Source organism: Herbaspirillum rhizosphaerae (assembly GCF_046025915.1).
Taxonomy (GTDB): Bacteria; Pseudomonadota; Gammaproteobacteria; order Burkholderiales; family Burkholderiaceae_D; genus Herbaspirillum; species Herbaspirillum rhizosphaerae_A.
This window is the reverse complement of record NZ_JAQQFR010000005.1, coordinates 99,887-116,948: the sequence shown is the minus strand read 5'-3', so window position 1 is coordinate 116,948 and position 17,062 is coordinate 99,887. Positions and strand designations below refer to the sequence as shown.

At 58.2% G+C, this 17,062-nt stretch carries 16 protein-coding genes; 9 read left to right on the top strand and 7 right to left on the bottom strand.

What is annotated here, in order from left to right:
* Positions 1 to 28 precede the first annotated feature (28 nt).
* Together PQR63_RS09260 and PQR63_RS09255 are read left to right on the top strand one after the other, a co-directional pair.
* Positions 29 to 829 (top strand): MetQ/NlpA family ABC transporter substrate-binding protein, encoded by an 801-nt coding sequence (locus PQR63_RS09260; protein WP_408167564.1) that lies wholly within the window; start codon positions 29 to 31, stop codon positions 827 to 829.
* A 206-nt stretch (positions 830 to 1,035) separates the two neighbouring features.
* Entirely contained in the window at positions 1,036 to 2,181 is a 1,146-nt protein-coding gene (locus PQR63_RS09255; RefSeq protein WP_408167563.1) for a branched-chain amino acid ABC transporter substrate-binding protein, read from the top strand.
* A gap of 96 nt (positions 2,182 to 2,277) precedes the next feature.
* Here PQR63_RS09255 and PQR63_RS09250 read toward each other — a convergent pair whose 3' ends face one another.
* From PQR63_RS09250 to PQR63_RS09240, 3 genes are all read right to left on the bottom strand, one after another.
* A complete protein-coding gene (locus tag PQR63_RS09250) occupies positions 2,278 to 2,652 on the bottom strand; it encodes a hypothetical protein (protein WP_408167562.1) in 375 nt (124 codons plus the stop codon).
* A gap of 255 nt (positions 2,653 to 2,907) precedes the next feature.
* A complete protein-coding gene (gene ylqF / locus PQR63_RS09245) occupies positions 2,908 to 3,861 on the bottom strand; it encodes a ribosome biogenesis GTPase YlqF (protein ID WP_408167560.1) in 954 nt (317 codons plus the stop codon).
* Positions 3,862 to 3,945: 84 nt separating this feature from the next.
* The gene (locus tag PQR63_RS09240; RefSeq protein ID WP_408167559.1) at positions 3,946 to 5,409 is read right to left on the bottom strand and encodes an MFS transporter; all 1,464 of its coding nucleotides are present in this window, start codon (positions 5,407 to 5,409) and stop codon (positions 3,946 to 3,948) included.
* Between the two features lie 195 nt (positions 5,410 to 5,604).
* Between PQR63_RS09240 and PQR63_RS09235 the strand changes: the two genes are divergently transcribed.
* Positions 5,605 to 6,480 (top strand): LysR family transcriptional regulator, encoded by an 876-nt coding sequence (locus tag PQR63_RS09235; protein WP_408167557.1) that lies wholly within the window; start codon positions 5,605 to 5,607, stop codon positions 6,478 to 6,480.
* Between the two features lie 8 nt (positions 6,481 to 6,488).
* Here the strand turns inward: PQR63_RS09235 and PQR63_RS09230 are convergent, their stop codons facing one another.
* Positions 6,489 to 7,430 carry a histone deacetylase family protein gene (locus PQR63_RS09230; RefSeq protein ID WP_408167555.1) on the bottom strand — a complete coding sequence of 314 codons (942 nt, stop codon included), beginning with the start codon at positions 7,428 to 7,430 and terminating at the stop codon, positions 6,489 to 6,491.
* 237 nt (positions 7,431 to 7,667) lie between these two features.
* Between PQR63_RS09230 and mltB the strand changes: the two genes are divergently transcribed.
* The 3 genes from mltB to PQR63_RS09215 are packed head-to-tail and all read left to right on the top strand — an operon-like array spanning position 7,668 to position 12,237.
* Complete coding sequence (mltB, locus tag PQR63_RS09225) at positions 7,668 to 8,819, top strand: lytic murein transglycosylase B (protein WP_408167554.1); 1,152 nt, start codon at positions 7,668 to 7,670, stop codon at positions 8,817 to 8,819.
* Between the two features lie 43 nt (positions 8,820 to 8,862).
* On the top strand, positions 8,863 to 11,031 hold the full coding sequence (locus tag PQR63_RS09220; RefSeq protein WP_408167552.1) for a TonB-dependent siderophore receptor: 2,169 nt from the start codon (positions 8,863 to 8,865) through the stop codon (positions 11,029 to 11,031).
* 15 nt (positions 11,032 to 11,046) lie between these two features.
* Positions 11,047 to 12,237 carry a phosphotransferase enzyme family protein gene (locus PQR63_RS09215; RefSeq protein ID WP_408167551.1) on the top strand — a complete coding sequence of 397 codons (1,191 nt, stop codon included), beginning with the start codon at positions 11,047 to 11,049 and terminating at the stop codon, positions 12,235 to 12,237.
* Here the strand turns inward: PQR63_RS09215 and PQR63_RS09210 are convergent.
* Both PQR63_RS09210 and PQR63_RS09205 read right to left on the bottom strand, forming a co-directional pair.
* Positions 12,234 to 12,647, bottom strand: coding sequence for a RidA family protein (locus tag PQR63_RS09210; protein WP_116434920.1), 414 nt, complete (start codon positions 12,645 to 12,647; stop codon positions 12,234 to 12,236). The two genes, PQR63_RS09215 and PQR63_RS09210, sit on opposite strands and share 4 nt — an antisense overlap.
* A 41-nt stretch (positions 12,648 to 12,688) precedes the next feature.
* Complete coding sequence (locus PQR63_RS09205; protein WP_408167550.1) at positions 12,689 to 13,660, bottom strand: agmatinase; 972 nt, start codon at positions 13,658 to 13,660, stop codon at positions 12,689 to 12,691.
* A 257-nt stretch (positions 13,661 to 13,917) separates the two neighbouring features.
* Here PQR63_RS09205 and PQR63_RS09200 point away from each other — a divergent pair, with 257 nt between their 5' ends.
* Entirely contained in the window at positions 13,918 to 14,793 is an 876-nt protein-coding gene (locus PQR63_RS09200) for a LysR family transcriptional regulator (RefSeq protein ID WP_408167549.1), read from the top strand.
* A 1-nt stretch (position 14,794) separates the two neighbouring features.
* On the opposite strand, the gene PQR63_RS09195 is transcribed toward PQR63_RS09200, so the two are convergent.
* Positions 14,795 to 15,076 carry a hypothetical protein gene (locus PQR63_RS09195; protein ID WP_408167548.1) on the bottom strand — a complete coding sequence of 94 codons (282 nt, stop codon included), beginning with the start codon at positions 15,074 to 15,076 and terminating at the stop codon, positions 14,795 to 14,797.
* A 27-nt stretch (positions 15,077 to 15,103) separates the two neighbouring features.
* On the opposite strand from PQR63_RS09195, the gene PQR63_RS09190 reads away from it, so the two are divergent.
* Both PQR63_RS09190 and PQR63_RS09185 read left to right on the top strand, forming a co-directional pair.
* Positions 15,104 to 16,084, top strand: a complete 981-nt coding sequence (locus tag PQR63_RS09190; protein WP_408167547.1) for a MurR/RpiR family transcriptional regulator — start codon at positions 15,104 to 15,106, stop codon at positions 16,082 to 16,084.
* 103 nt (positions 16,085 to 16,187) lie between these two features.
* Positions 16,188 to 16,976, top strand: a complete 789-nt coding sequence (locus PQR63_RS09185) for a transporter substrate-binding domain-containing protein (protein ID WP_408167546.1) — start codon at positions 16,188 to 16,190, stop codon at positions 16,974 to 16,976.
* Positions 16,977 to 17,062: the final 86 nt, after the last annotated feature.

The following is a 17,062-nucleotide window of genomic DNA, read 5'->3' as shown; positions in this document are numbered from 1 at the left end:
CTATGAAGATCTAACAGAAAGGGAAACAATGAATCGTCGTCAATTAATCCAGTTTTTCGCAGGTTTGGGCGTTGCTGCCAGCCTGGTGTCCTCTCCTGTTCTGGCGCAAGACAAGCCGATCAAGATCGGTGCTACCGGCGGCCCGCACGCTGAAATCCTGGAACAAGTGAAGAAGCTCGCCGAGAAAGACGGCCTGAAGCTGCAAATCGTTGAATTCAGCGATTACATCCAACCAAACGCTGCACTGGCTGCAGGCGATCTGGATGCCAACAGCTATCAGCACCAACCGTACCTCGACGCACAAGTCAAAGATCGCGGCTACAAGCTGGTCAGCGTCGGCACCACCATCACTTTCCCGATGGGCGTGTACTCGAAGAAGATCAAGTCCCTGAAAGATCTGAAAAACGGCGCCCGTATCGGCGTGCCTAACGATCCGACCAACGGCGGCCGTGCGCTGTTGCTGTTGCAAGCACAAGGCGTGATCAAGCTGAAGCCTGATGCAGGCCTGAAGGCAACCCCGCTGGACATCATCGACAATCCGAAGAAGGTCAAGATCGTCGAACTGGACGCTGCTCAGCTGCCACGCTCGCTGGATGACTTCGACGCTGCCGCCATCAACGGTAACTTCGCTGAATCCGCCGGCTTGTCGCCAACCAAGGACAGCATCGCAGTCGAAGCGCCCAAGGGTCCTTACGTCAACGTGATCGCCGTGCGTGTCGAAGACAAGGACAAGCCATGGGTCGCCAAGCTGATCAAGGCTTACCACAGCCCTGAAATCAAGAAGTTCGTCACCGAGAAGTACAAGAATTCGGTTGTAACTTCCTGGTAATCGATCGCTGAATAGCTGCTGAACAAGGGCGGGCTCTCCAAGGAGGCCCGCCCTTTTTATTTGTAAGTCCTCTCGTCCCACGCCACAAAGCCCCTCTTTTCCCTGCTTTGAAATTGCCTCAATAACAATTAAATTTGTTATTCTGACAACTCATCACGCCTCCCCCCGCCGTCCGTTCTATCAGCATGCTCTTCGAAAGGAGCGACATGAAACCGGTACATCGCCTGCGACGCTTGCTCGGCATCAGCCTTCTGCTTACTTCGCTCTACTCCCAGCCAGCTTCATCCGAAGCAAACACGCAGACTGTGCTGATCGGATTTGCCGGTCCGCTTTCCTGGCCTCTTGCGCAGAGCGGCCAATACGGCGTCCAACTGGCGATCGACGAGGCCAACCGCAACCGCTATTCCATCAATGGAAAGAAGCTGGTCTTCAAGCTGCTCGCCATCGATGACAAGGCAGATACCGCAGTGGCAGGTTTTGTCGCCAAATCGATGATCACCGCCGGTGTCGCCGGTGTCATCGGACACTGGACTTCGGCGCCGACCAATGTGGCGGCGCCGCTTTACGCCGCAGCCGGTGTGCCGCACATCAGCGCCTCGGCCGCGGCACCGGAATTCACCCAGCAAGGCTATAACACCAGCTTCCGCATCATCGGCAACAGCCAGGACGCTGCGACCGCCATTGCCGAGTTTGCGAACCGCGAGTTAAAGGCAAAACGCATCGCAATACTCGATGACACGTCCACGTTTGGCTCGCGCATGGCTGACACCTTCGCCGATCAGATGCGCACTACCACCGAGCTCGTCGGCAGAAGCACCGTCAGCAACAAAACCTCCGATTTCAACGCTGCACTGTCGCAATTTGCGGCCAAAGAGGCCGATTTGATTTTCTTCAGCGGCTACCTGCAGCGCAGTGAAGACCTCGTGCGTGCCCGACAACGGCTACGTGTGCCGGCCAGACTTTTTCTGACCGGTAGCGTGATGAATCCGATTTTTCTCAGCATGACTCAGGGTGTTGGTGAAGGCATCTTCGCAGCGGCGCCCGGCAAGCCTTACGAAGAACATCCGCAATTCAAAACGTTTGAAAAAAACTTCACGGCAAAATTTCGCACCAGCATCAGCGTCTACACGCTGTCGTCGTACGATGCCTGCAACACGCTCATTGCCGCGATCAGACAAGCCAATTCAACGGAGCGGTCGCAGATCGTGGAAGAACTGCACAAGATTCGTTATAAAGGATTGCTGGGCTTCGTGTCCTTTGATGCTGACGGCAATCTCCGCAGCCCGGTGTTTACCGTCTATCGCATACGAGAGCAGCGTTGGGTACCGGTCAAAACCTACGAAGCACCGTAAGTCATCCTGCGCGTCCGATATACCTGCAGACCGCCCTGCCTGCGAAGGAAACTGAGAACATCGATCTTGCTGCCATCGGCAATCAAATGTAAACAGCTAACGCCAATGTCCCGGCTGTTCGCGGTCGAACTTGTCCTCCGCTTCACGCAGATGGCGGATCAGAATATGTGAAATCACATTGGTGCCGACGCCACCTAAAAAGGCGGGCAACAGATACAGGCACAGCGACATTTCGGAATTGAAGAAGCCATCATCGAGCGACGACAAAGAGGTTCTCGCCAGCCACGCCAATTTCTTCAGCAGCACGATATCGATCCCCGCCAGCACCAGCAGCAACATGCCGAACAGCAGGACAATGGAACGCGCCAGCGCCCGCTTCAACAGCATCGTGGCAAAGATTGCCGCGGGCAGCACCAGCGAGAAAAAGATAAGAAGATAGAACTCGACTTTGAGAAAAACGCTATCGGCCATGATTACCTCGTATCAGTAAAGTCATTGCACGCATGGATGTCAGGTCAATACAAAACCACCGAAGCAAGCGGAATGCGGAATACCTCGCAATGTAAGATCGAAGCAGGCTGGCCGACACGTTTTTTACAACTCATTACGGCTGCCTGCTATCGGATACAAGCCCGGCGGCAACATGGGTGCAACATCGCTCCCCGCACGCAATAAAAAAGCCCGCCTGAGCGAGCTTTTTCCTTGCCGAAACACGGTGCCATGCCATTACTCAGGACGGCCGCGATTTCTTTCTGCTTCCTCAGCCTCGGCTGCCGCGAGTTCTGCGGCCTCTTCCGCGGCGGCAATCGCCAGTTCTTCCTGATAGGCGGCCAGCAATTCAGCGCGTGTCTGCGGCGTTTCCAGTGTGATGCGTCCGAGCGCGCCGGTACGATAGTCTTGCAGGAAAGTATGTGCGGCTTTCTCATAATCGAAATCGCCGCCCTTGAGACGGAAGCCGCGCTTGGCTGCCACACCTTCCACTACCGCCACGCCATCCATGCCTTCGGTCTTGAAACCATAGCGCGCCGCCAGCAATTGCGGATAGCGCTTGAGCAACTCATCGGCGAGAAAGGTTGCGACTTCTTCTTCGATCAGTGCGTTGCTGCCGACCGCGTGACTGGCTGCCAGCATCAGGCCATCGCTCGGATGCATGATCTTCGGCCACAGCATGCCGGGCGTATCGATCAGCACCATGTTGTTGCCCAGGTAAAGACGCTGCTGGGTCTTGGTCACGGCCGGCTCGTCGCCGACGGCAGCCACGCGCTTCTTGAGCAGTGCATTCATCAGCGTCGACTTGCCGACGTTGGGAATGCCCATGATCATCATGCGCAGGGGCTTGAGCGGCGTGCCGCGGTGCGATGCCAGCGCCAGTGCCAGCTTGGGCACCTTGGCGACGTCGCTGGGCTTCTTGCAGCTCAGGGCGACGGCGTTGACGTTTTTCTGACTGTTGTAATGCGCGATCCAGGCTTGCGTGACGGCCGGATCGGCCAGATCGCTCTTGTTGAGGATCTTCAGGCAAGGGCGCTGACGAAACAGACGAATCTGCTCAATCATCGGGTTACAGCTGGCCTGCGGCAGGCGCGCGTCGAGCACCTCGATGACCAGGTCGACCTTTTCCATCGCTTCCGCCGCCTTCTTGCGGGCGGCGTTCATGTGACCTGGGAACCATTGAATAGACATGCGGAATTCTTCTTTTTTGCAAAATAAGCCGCTATTTTACGGCCTGCGGCCTATTTGCTTCCAAAAAGAACGTACAACCGATACTTATTCGCCAGCTGGGGCAACCGGTGCAGTGGTCGTCGCCGAGCGCGTATTGATGTAACGCAATACCAACACCAGCGCCAGTACATAGACGATGGCGATCACACCGTAAGCCAACATGATGCGGGTCGTCCAGCCGGTAAAGGTATGCAGGATCGCCCCCATGAGCGCCACGCCAACCAGCGCGCCGATCTGGCGATTTGCGTTCAAGGCGGCGGCAGCGCTGTTGGAATTGACCTTGCCGGCGACTTGCATAACGGCGGTAGTCATGGCCGGAATTGCAGTGCTGATACCCAGATTGGCCAACGCGCCAGCGACAGCCACCATCCAGTACGGCGTCTCAGGCGTCAGCGCCATCTGCAATGCCGAAAACACGGCGCCGACCGTCAAGCCCAGGCGCAGCGGCAAACGTGGCCCCCAACGCGCAGTCATGCGTCCCGAATTCAAATTGCCGATGAAAATCACCGCCATCATCGGCACCATCTGCAAACCGGTTTGCAAAGCATCCGCCCCACGTGCCTGCTGCAGGAACAACGCCAGGAAAAAGAACTGACCGTACACGCCGAAGTTGATCAGGAAGCCGATGCCGTTGGCTGCCGCGAATTGTGGCGTGGCGAACAAGGCACGTGGCAACAACGGCACCGACCCGCTGCGTTCACGCTGCACCAGCGTACCCAAAGCCAACAGCACGACGATGACGGCGGTGATAATAGGCATCGACGTCCAGCCGTAGACCGGGCCTTGAATCAGCACAAAGCTCAGCGCCGCCAACATCAGTACACCGAGGAAGTGGCTGGTGATGGTCAGCGCGCGCATGTGCTTTTCCACCGCAGGAATCATCTTGACGGCCATGAACAGGCCCAGCAAGCCGACCGGCACGTTGATCAAAAACACGCTGCGCCAGCCGAAAGAATGAATCAGGATGCCGCCCACCAGTGGGCCGACTGCCGCTGCGCCGCCGACTGTCGCCGACCACACGCCCAGCATGCGGGCACGTACGCGATCATCTTCATAGACATGTGTCAGCAGGCTCAAAGAACTCGGCATGAAGAACGCCGCCCCCAGACCTTGCAGCAAACGCGCCGCGACCAGCATACCGCCATTCGGCGCCGCACCGCATAGCAGCGATGCCACCACGAACAGCACCAGGCCAAGCAAGTAAATATTTTTGGCGCCGTAACGATCCGCCAGCGCGCCGCCGACCAGCAGCATGGCGGCAAAGCTCAGCGTGTAGCCGTCGACGATCCACACCAGCATGCTGAGCGGTGTGGCGAGGCTTTTCTCAATCGATGACAGACCGACATTGACGACGGTCACGTCCAGCATGGCCATGACGAAGCCGATGGCGAGCGTGATCAGGGGCAGCAAGCCAACATGGGCAGGGTGAAGTGTTTTCAGCTTAGCAGCGGCAGGCAGGGCTGCAGCCGCGGTTGCAGACACCGTCTGCGAAGGACATTGTGTTGACATGGGGCACTTCTCTTTCTGTGGGGATGCTGGCAAACGTGCTTCTCAAGGCCAGCCTGGCAACCGGGAATACGAGCAAGGTGCCATTTTATGCTTCTTTCACAATGCAATAAATAAGCATAACCTCATGACTATGATGCAAAAATGCATCACTCAATCACTCTTCAATTTCGCTGAAAACAAGCATGGGCTGGGATCATGGACTGGGATAACGCGCGTATTTTTCTGGCAATACAGCGGGCCGGCACGCTGCGCGGCGCTGCCGAGCAATTGCAGATCGACCAGGCTACCGTCGGCCGTCGGCTCAACGCGATGGAAAAATCGCTGGGCGCGCGCCTTTTCCTGCGCACGCCAGCCGGCTATGTCGCCACACCTGCAGGCGATCTGGCGATTGCCGCCGTGGAAAAGATGGAACAAGCCGCCGACCAGCTGCAACGCCAGATGCAGGGCATCGACGAACGTCTGTGTGGCGTAGTGCGCGTGGCGGCCACCGACACCATGGCCAAGCATGTGCTAATGCCGGCCATGCAATTACTGGCGGTCGAGCACCCGGCGATCCGTGTGGTATTGACGACTTCGACGCAAGTCTCCAACCTCACCCGGCGCGAAGCCGATCTGGCGGTTCGCAGCCTGCGTCCGACCAGTCCGGATCTGATCTCGCGCCATCTGAAGCGGCTTGCCGTTGGTTTGTATGCATCCAGGGCTTATGTCGAAAGACATGGCGTGCCGCAGCCCGGCTCGGCCTTGGCGGGACACGATGTGGTGATTTATCAACGCGCGATCTACACCTCGCAAATCGAAACCATTTGCGGCGAGTCGACCGCCAACGCCCGGGTGGCGATGGAAGTCAGTTCAGGATTGATGCTGATGGAAGCGGTGGCGGCGGGATTAGGCATCGGCGAATTGCCAACCTATATGGCGGACACCATGCCACAACTGGTGCGGCTATGGCCGGATCGCTCAGAGCCTTACGACATGTGGCTGGTACTGCATGACGACCTCAACCGCACTGCCCGCGTGCGTGCGGTGGCAGATGCGATTGTCGCCGCTTATGACAAGCTGGAAGCGGCGTAGCACGGCGTTCAATCCAGATCGGCGAGCACCTTGAGATGCGCCACCACGCTGCGGCCCAGCGCTGACAGGTTGTAGCCGCCCTCCAGACAACTGACGATACGGCCGCTGGAATGTTGCCGCGCCACGTCCATGATCTGCTTCGTCATCCAGGCGTAATCGGCCTCCACCAGCGCCATCTGCCCCATGTCGTCTTCGCGGTGCGCGTCAAAACCGGCCGAGATAAAAATCATCTGCGGCTGATGTGCATGCAGCGCCGGTAGCCATTTGTCCGTCACCAGCTTGCGCACGACATCGCCTGCGGTATACGCCGGCAGCGGCTCGTTGAGGATATGCGGCTCAGCGGGATCGGCGCCGCTGAACGGATAGAACGGATGCTGGAAGAAACTCACCATCAGCACGCGCGGATCGTGCTTGAAGGCCTCTTCGGTGCCGTTGCCGTGATGCACGTCAAAATCAACAATGGCGACGCGCTCGAGCCCATGCACGTCGATGGCGTGGCGCGCCGCGATGGCGACGTTGTTGAACAGGCAAAAACCCATCGGCGTCGTCGGCGTGGCGTGATGCCCTGGCGGACGCACCGAGCAAAAGGCGTTTTCCAGCTCGCCGGAGATAACCGCATCCGTTGCGGCCACGGCCGCACCGGCGGCGCGCAAGGCAGCCTTCCAACTGTGCTGATTGATGGAAGTGTCCCCATCGAGCGGATAGTGTGCAGCGCCGCTCTCGGCCAGCGCAGCAGCGTTGTCGCGAATCAGGGAGACCGCATTGGCGGTATGGATGCGTTCGATGTCGGCGATGTCAGCCAACGGCGCTTCGCGGCGATCCAGAAACTGGTCGATGCGGCTGCTGATCAGTTGATCTTCAATCGCCTGCAGGCGCAGCGGTGTCTCGGGATGCCATTCACCCATCTCATGGCGCTGGCAGTCGGAATGCGTATAGAAAGCGGTAGTCATTGTTGTCTTTTTGAATAGCTGCCCGTGAGCAGGTCTCGCCCGTTCTTGTCTCCACCGTCCATGCATCCGTTTCAAAGACGTCGGGCCGTGATGCTAGTGTACATCCTCGAGGCGGGCGTGGTACGGACCGCCCAGTCGTTCATGTATACTGGCTGACTTGCCTGTCAGCCAGCTTACGAGCAGCGGCGCGATGAAGCATTCCGATTGTCCTGAATTTCCATGAACTTGTGCCTATCCATGTCGATGAAACATAGCTTCCGCTTCAGCTTTCCCACTTCCCTGCTTGGCTTGTTGGCACTTTCCCTGGCTTTCCTGAACCCGGTGGCCGTCCATGCGGAGTCGACGACCGCTACGTCCAAGAGCAAGGCCGGCAGTAAAGCCACCAAGCAAAAAGCCAAGCCGAAGAAGAAAGCCGCCCAAGCCGACGACGGCGAATTCGCCAACTTCAGCCAGTGGAAGGAAGTCAACGCCTTCATCGACGAGATGGTCGAGCGCAACGGTTTCGACAAAGCCACACTGCAAGCTGTCTTCAACAAGGCACGTTATCTCGACACCGCGATCCAGCTGATCAAACCCGCACCCAGCGGCAAGCCGAAAAACTGGCAAGCCTACCGCGCTCGTTTCGTCGAGCCGAAACGCATCAACGCCGGCGTCGATTTCTGGAATGAACACGAACTGGCGCTGTCCCGGGCAGAAGCACAATACGGTGTGCCGGCCGAGATCATCGTCGGCATCATCGGCGTGGAAACCGTCTACGGCCGCAACACCGGCAACTTCCGCGTGATGGATGCCATCACCACGCTGACCTTCGATTATCCCAAGACCGCCAACCGCGACGCGCGTATGGCCTTCTTCCGTGGCGAGCTGGAAAACACCCTGCTGTTTGCGCGTGAGTCGAATGTCGATCCGTTCTCGTTGCTCGGCTCCTATGCCGGTGCCATCGGCTGGCCGCAATTCATGCCAAGCAGCATCCGTCAGTACGCTGTCGATTTTGACGGTAACGGCAAGATCGATCTGCGCAACTCGCCGGTGGACGCCATCGGCAGCGTTGCCAACTTCCTCAAGATCCATGGCTGGCAACGCGGCGAACCAACCGTCTTCCCGGCCACCGTCACCGATGCAGCCAAAGCCGAAGACCTGATCAACCAAGGCCTCGAAGCCAAGTTTTCGCCGGATGAGCTGAAAGCCGCCGGCGTCGTCCCCGGCGCAGAGCTGCCTGCGGGATTGCGCTATGGCGTGGTCGATTTGCAGAACGGTACCGCGCCGACCGATCACTGGCTGGCGACCAACAACTTCTTCGCCATCACGCAGTACAACCGCAGCTATTTCTACGCCATGTCGGTGATTGACCTGGCCCGCGCCGTTCGTACCGCACGCGGGCAACAATAGACAGTCTGTTCGCATCATCTTCAAGCAAAGTAAAGCAATACCGATGAAACGTTTTTCTCCTCTCGCCATTTCCCTGACGCTGGCCAGCGCACCGTGCGTCTTCATCAACAGCGCTCGCGCCGAAGAACCGGCCGAAGCCGGTTCGTTGCCAACCGTCAGCGTTACGGCTGAAGACTCGTCCGGTTCGACCTATCGCGCACGCTCGTCGAACATCGCCGGTTTCGGCGACACGCCGCTGCTCGATACACCGGCTTCGGTTGCCGTCGTGACCGAAGCGCAATGGAAGGATCAGCAAGCCCGCCTGCTCAGCGACGTCATCAAGAACGACGCCAGCGTCGGCGAGAACTATGCGCCGGTCGGCTATTACGAGAACATCAGTGTGCGTGGATTTCCGCTGGATCTGGCGAGCGGTTACCGCATCAACGGCCTGTCCGTTGTCGGCGAACAGAACATCGCGCTGGAGAACAAGGAACAGGTTGAAATCGTCAAAGGTTTGTCCGGCCTGCAAGGCGGTGTCGTCAACGCCGGCGGTCTGGTCAATTACGTCACCAAGCGCCCGGCCGATGTGCGCTCGGTCATGCTCGGCACTGACTCCAACGGATCGCGCTATGTGTCGACCGATCTGGGAACGCTGTTCGGCGATCGCAAGCAATTCGGACTGCGCGTCAACGCTGCGCATGAAGATATCAATTCCTACGTCAACAACAGCAACGGCTATCGCGACTTCGCTTCGATCGCGGCGAACTGGGACATCACGTCCACGGCGCATTTGCAGTTCAACATCGAATATCAGAAAAAAGCGCAGAAGTCGGTCGCCGGCTATCAACTGCTGGGCGGAAAAACCGTGCCGTCCAATGTGTCACCGAGCACCATGCTGTCACCGCAATCCTGGGTGCAGCCGGTACGCATCGATTCGCTCAACATGAATACGCGCTTCGATGTCGAGTTGAACGACAACTGGAGCGCCTACGTCAACGTCGGCCGGAGCCGTGCCGTCATCGACGACTACCTGGCGTTCCCTTACGGCAGCAATGTGGCGACCAGTTTCTCGCCGACCTTCGCCGCCAACGGCGACTTTGACGTCTACGACTATCGCAGCCCCGACGACACCCGCCGTAACGATGAAGGCCAGGCGGTATTGCAGGGCAACTTCAACACCGGCTTCATCAAACATAGTCTGACCGCCGGCCTGAGCATGTCGCGCCGCGTGGTCGACAAGTCGGATGGCATTTCGATTCCGGTCGGCAGCGACAATATTTACGCCGCAACGCCGGCCGTGTTGCCAGCCGCGACGGATCCTATTCCGGCGTCGTATCGTAATCTGGATAGCCGCCAGCAAGCCATCTTCTTCACCGACCGCGTACAGTTCAGCGATCGCTGGCAAGTACTGGCAGGTGGACGCCAGGTCTGGCTGAAAGAAAAAACCTACAACTCCACCGGCGTTACCACGCGTGATACCGACCGCAACCAGTTCCTGCCGCAACTGGCGCTGATCTTCAAACCGCAAGCCAACATGTCGCTGTATGGCAGCTATGCCGAGACGCTGAGCATGGGCACATCTGCCGCTTTCTGGGAAAGCAACTATCCGACGACGCTGCCGCCGTCGGTGGCGCGTCAACTGGAAGCCGGCTTCAAATACGACTGGAGCAAAGACCTGAGCTTTACCTCGGCAATCTTCCGCATGAAGAAAGCCTATGAGTATCCGCAACCGGACGCCAGCGGCACCACGTTCACCTACGTCCAGCAAGGCAAGGAAACCCATACCGGCATCGAGCTCGGCGCCTCCGGCAACGTCACCAAACAGCTTCGCCTGGTCGCCAGCATGGCCTTCATCCAGGCGCGCGCCGACGGTACCGGCACAGCAGCCTATGACGGCAAGCAGGCAATCAACGTGCCGCGCGTGCGCAGCGCGGTGTATGCCGACTATGCGCTGGCAGCCGTGCCGGGCCTGAATCTGCAAGGCAGCTGGCTGTACAGCGGCAGCAAGGCAGCCACCCGCGACGGGAGCGCCACCGTACCGGCTTACCATATCTTCAACGCCGGCTTGCGCTATCAGACCCGCATGAGCGGCCATCCAACCACCGTGCGCCTGACCGTCGACAACATCTTCGACAAGCGCTACTGGAAAGACACCGGCGAGTCGCTGGGCGACAGTTACCTGCATCTCGGTGCCCCGCGTCTGGCGCGCCTGACGGTGCAATACGATTTCTGATCGGCGAGCGCCTGCATGGAAGCCGCTTCCCATCACCTGACCCGCGTCCTCAGCCACGGCATGAATGCCGACGCGGTGATTTCGGACTGGCCGGCGCTGACGTCGGCCGAAGTCACACGCGTGCTGCAGCATTATCCGCAGGCCGGGATTCCGAAGCGTCTGGTGTGGCATAGCCCGCGACCGTTCTCGGCGGGTTGCGTGATGACGACGTCAACGATGGAAGTGTTCGTTAAACGCCACCATATCTCGGTGCGCGACGTTGACGGCCTGAGCGAAGAACACGGCTTCATCAATCACCTGCGCAGCCGCGGCATCGCTGTAAGCGAAGTGCTGACCACCACTGACGGCGCGACCGCCATCACGGATGATCACTGGACGTACGAAGTGCACAGCGTGGCCTCGGGCATCGACCTGTACCGTGACGCAGTGTCATGGACGCCCTTCACCAGCCGCGTGCACGCGCATGAAGCGGGCAAGGCGCTGGCACGCCTGCATCTGGCTGCAGAAGACTACGCCGCACCCGCGCGCAAGGCGCAGACGCTGGTATCGAGCTTCACGATCTTTTCGCAGCAGGATCCGATGCCGGCGCTACAACGCTATGTCGAACAGCGCCCGGCCATTGGCGATTATCTGAAGCAGCGCAACTGGCGCGATGAAACCGCGACGATGCTGCTGCCCTTCCACGATAAGCTGCGCCCTTATCTGGACGAACTGACACCGCTCTGGACACACAACGACTGGCATGCGTCGAATCTGCTGTGGACCGACCGCAGCGCGGCAGCTGGTGTGGAAACTATCCTCGACTTCGGTCTCAGCGACCGCACCTGCGCCCTGCACGATCTGGCGACGGCGATCGAGCGCAATATCATCGAGTGGCTGGCAATACAGGATGCGCAAAATACGCAAGATGCACAGGCAGGCAAGCCGAACGTAGCGCATCCCGATCTGCTCGATGCCCTGCTGGACGGCTACCACCTGATCCGTCCGCTGACTTCGCGTCAATGGAAAGCGCTGGCAGCGTTGCTACCATTGGTGCATGCGGAATTTGCACTGGCCGAGCTGGCCTATTTCCATGGCATCACGCGCTCGGAGAAAAATGCTTCGCTGGCGTACGACACTTACTACCTCGGCCATGCCGCCTGGTTCAACAGTGAAGAAGGACAGAGGCTGCTCGAACAGATCGGGCAGCGCGCCAATCATTCTTAATCAGGAATGACGGCGGTCGCGTCGACCTCCACCAGATATTCCGGACGTGCAAACGCCGACACCACGATACCGGTCGATACCGGAAACACGCCTTTGAGCCAGCGACCGACCACGCGATACACATCTTCGCGATAGCGGGGATCGGAGATATAAATCGTCACCTTGCAGATATGCTCCAGCTTGCCGCCGGCTTCCTTGAGCAGCATGTCGATGTTGTACATCGCTTGCTCGGTCTGGCCTTTGACGTCACCGATGCAGACGCTTTCGGAGGTATCCAGATTCTGCCCGATCTGACCGCGCAGGAAGACGGTCGTGCCGCGCGCGACGACTGCCTGGCACAGGTCGTTGTCGATGTTTTGTTCTGGATAGGTGTCTTTGGTATTGAATCTGCGAATGCGCGTGTGTTCCATGAGAGCCTCAGTGAAAGTGTGGGGTGAAGTGATGCAGTTGATTACGCTTTGTTCTTCTTGTCGAAATAACCGGCGCGAATCGTCGCGCCGATCAGATTGACGATCAGTCGACCGGCCGTGACGCAAGTCAGTTTGCTGGCGTTATCCTTGATTGGCTGAATCTCAACGATGTCCATGCCGACCACACGCCCCTTCTTCACCAGCCCGTGAATCAGCTTGCGCGCCTGCACGAAATTCACGCCACCGGGCGCCGGGCCATCGACGGCCGGCATGATAGTCGGATCGAGACCGTCGGCATCGATGGTCAGGTAATAGTTGCCGCCATCAGGGATGCGCGCCAACACTGCATCCATGCCGATATCGTGCAGCTCATACGCTGAGATCAGATCAGAGCCCCAGGCTTTTGCAGCTTCGTAATCGGCAGGACGTCCGCTGCCCTGTGCGCGCAAACCGATCTGCACGATGTGCTTCACGAATGGCAACTCGGATGCACGGCGAATCACGCTGGATAAACCGTCGCGCACGCCGTTGACTTCATCGCGCCAATCCAGATGCGCATCGATGTGCACGATGGTGACCGGCCCCACTTCATCGAAGCCACGCAACACCGGATTGGTGATGCCGTGATCGCCGCCCAGCACAATCGGCATGCCGCCGCCACGCAAGATCTGACGAATCGCCAGCTCGGCACGGCGTTGATGATCGCCGGGTACGGCGAGGTCGGGCAGCACGTCGCCGCAATCGACAAAGCGGATATCGCTGCGTCCTTGCAGCAGCGGGCCATCGATATCGAAATCGTAATGTTCCGGCGCACGTACGATGCGGTCGGTCACATCGCGGATCGCTTGCGGTGCATTGCTTTGGTCGTTGGTGAATTGACGTGGCGTATAGGCCGAACCGAACGGCACGCCGAGGATGGCGATGTCCGCTTTCAGATCAGTCATGTCGGTGACCAGCTCCGAATACAGCAATGTTTTGTGGCCGGTGCGTGGTGCTACGGTAAGTTGTTCCATGACCTGAGATCCTTTGGACGGAAAGTAGACGGAATGTAAAAAACGAGAACAATAGAGATAAAAACAGAGATAAAAACAGCCAGCCAATGCCAATGCAAGATCAACGCCAGCGCATGTGCCGACACAGCCGAGTGCGTTTGATCGGCTGACTGTAGCAAGCAATGCAGATAATAAAAAATGATTGTTTTGCAGGTATAGTCTTGAAATTTAATACCTTTTGTTTTTGCGCTCTCTACTTACCTTCCCGGCAGGCAATCATGATCCATCTGGACTTCGACGAACGCGACCTGCGCTCCTTGCGCGTGTTTTGCAATGCGGCTCAGGCCGGAGGTTTCGCCGCCGCGGAGAAGCGTCTGCACATGTCCAAGGCCTCCATCAGCCGCCATGTGCGCGAGGTGGAAGAGCGTCTCGGCGTGCGCCTGTGCGAGCGAGGCCCGGCCGGTTTCAAGCTGACTCCCGAAGGGGAAGTGGCGCTCAAGCTGGCCTCGGATGCATTGCGTTCACTGGAGCGAATCCGCTCCGAAATCGATGCGGTGCATGGCGTTCTGTCCGGCTCGCTATCAATCGGCATCGTCGAGCACACGCTGACACATCCCGATTGCAAAATCCCGGAAGCGCTGGCTGTCCTGCGTGAACGCGCGCCCAATGTGCGACCGGAGATCAGCGTCATGACTTTTCCTGATCTTAATCAGGCGCTGCGTGAACATCGCGTCGACATCGCGATCCGCGGCAAGTATCCGCGCGAGGGGGAATTCAATTACCTGCCCTTGTTCTCGGAAACGCATCGCGTCTATACCGCAGCAAAGAAGCCGAAGCGCGGCGCCGACGATCTGCCGCTGGTATACAGACAACATCCCTACGTCGACCAGGCGCTGACAACCGAAGGCTACGCGCGCGGCCCCGATGCCGGCGGTCTGGAAGCGATCGGCTTGCTGGTTGCGACCGGCAGCTATCTCGGCATCCTGCCGGTACACTATGTACAACTGCTCGGCAAGCGCTATGCGCTCAAGGTGAGAAACGGCAGTCCGTCCTATCATCACCCGATCTGCGCCGTCACCGAATCGTCTCGCCCATCGACGTATCGCGCCGACCTCTTCCTCGACATCCTCAGAGAACTGCATCCGGGCAACTAATTCAAAGTGAGTTGAAACTGAGTTGAAACTGAGTTGAAACTGAATTCAAACTAATCTCACCACGTTGCAGCGTCACCATGTCCATCGTGGCGCATTGACGATGCATGTGACGGGAGATGTTGCTCCCGTGGCAGACAATTTGATTCACACAGTCCTCTGTTTTTGAATCATCAAAATCAACTCTCTCCTGTACAGCGATTTTTCCGAGCGCTGAAATGCCTTCGAAAATTGATTCATTTGAATCATTTGCAAAAAATATTGGCACATATGTTGCTTGATGCATCGCATATCCCGATTGCGGAGCATCAACGTGAATCAAGCCACATCAGCATCGCCAGAGTCACCGAAGTCCTCCGAAGCCCTGCGTTCTCAGCAGGCGCTGGTGCTGCACATCAAGCAATGCTTCGATAGCCTGCCGCGACATGTGCGTCTGGCTGCCAGCTTCGTGCTCGATCATCCGCATGAAGTGGCCGTGATGTCCATGCGCGAACAGGCGCGGCTGGCAGGCATTCCGCCATCGACCATGACACGGCTGGCCAAATTTCTCGGTATGGAGGGTTACGACGACATCCGCGAGGTGTTCAAGAACAATCTGCGTTCACGCAGCAACGAGTACAGCCAGCGCGCCCACGGCTTGGTGGAGTTGAATCAGAAGATCGGCGAAACGGCGCTGGCACTGGACGTCGCCAACAACGCCATCGCACACATCCAGGCACTGTGCAGCGCCGACACCTTAGCCGCCATCGTACGTGCCGTGAAAATTCTCTCAGCCTCACGCACGATCTATTGCCTGGGATTGCGCTCATCGTTTCCGGTAGCGTTTCAGTTTTCTCACGTCTCGGAGTACTTCGCCAAGAACATCACGCTCATCGATGGCGCCGGCGAAAGCGGCATGATGAAGATCATGCATCAGGCTGGTTCCAAGGATGCCTTGTTCGTCTGTTGCATCGCCCCTTACTCGCGCCGCGCAGTATCAATTGCCGGACATCTTGCCAAAGCCGGCGTCAAACTGATCGCTATCACCGACAGCGACAGCTCGCCGATTGCGCGCATGGCCGCCGAGACCATCCTGGTCGGCAAACAGAATGCATCCTTCTTCGACACGCTGGTCCCGGCTTTTCTCGTCAGTGAAATCCTGGTCGCACTCATGGCGGCGACATCCAAGGTTGATGTCAAGGCCTCGGTGTCCGAGACGGAAAAGAATCTGTGGAGCATGGGCGAATGGTGGGGTGCGGAAGACAGCGAATTACCCAAGGTATCGAAATCACGCCCACGCAAAAACGACAACTGACATACAAGCAATTTTCAAAACAGAGGCAATGCAATCCGCTTCGGCACACCCCGTACTTCACGACTTACTTGTTCACCACGCATATCACTGAAAGGATATCGAAATGAAACGCCGCTCTCTCCTGCTTAGCCTGATTGCCGTCTCGATTGCCGCTGCTGTTTCCGGCAATGCCATGGCGGAGGACGCCCTCAGCACCATCCTTGCACGCAAGGTGATTCGTGTGGCCGTACCGACCGACTATCCACCATACGGTTCGGTCGGCACCGACATGACGCCGCGTGGTTATGACATCGACATGGCAGCACTGGTCGCCAAGAAGCTCGGCGTCAAACTGGAACTGATCCCCGTCACCGGCCCGAATCGTGTCGCGTATCTGCAGACCAAAAAATCCGACCTGACCATTTCCTCGCTCGGCAAAACGCCTGAGCGCGAAAAGGTCATCGACTACAGCATCGCCTATGCACCATTCTTCGATGCCGTTTTCGGCAAGCAGGAAATCATCGCCAAAAACTACAGCGAACTGACAGGCAAGGTCATTGCGGTGACACGCGGCTCGATGCAGGATGAAGAACTCTCGCGTCTGGCGCCGGGCGCCGTGATCAAGCGTTTTGAAGACAACAACGGCACGGTCTCTGCCTTCCTCGCCGGTCAGGCGCAGATGTTTGCGACCGGCACCGCCGTGGCTGCCACGATCAAGGCCAAGGATCCGTCGGTGAGCATGGATCTGAAGGTCATCCTGTCCAATGCGCCTTGCTACATCGGCGTGCAAAAGGGTGAACCGCAACTGGTCGCCAAACTCAACGAGATCATCCGCGAAGCCAAGAGCAACGGTGCCATCGACGAGATGTCGAAGAAGTGGCTGGGCGCACCAGCCGGTCCCCTGCCGGAATAAGCTGGAATAAGCCCGCGACGCGATTCCCCTGCGTCGTCATTGCCTGATGCGATGTTGTCTCGGACAAGCTCCGCGGCAAGATCGCA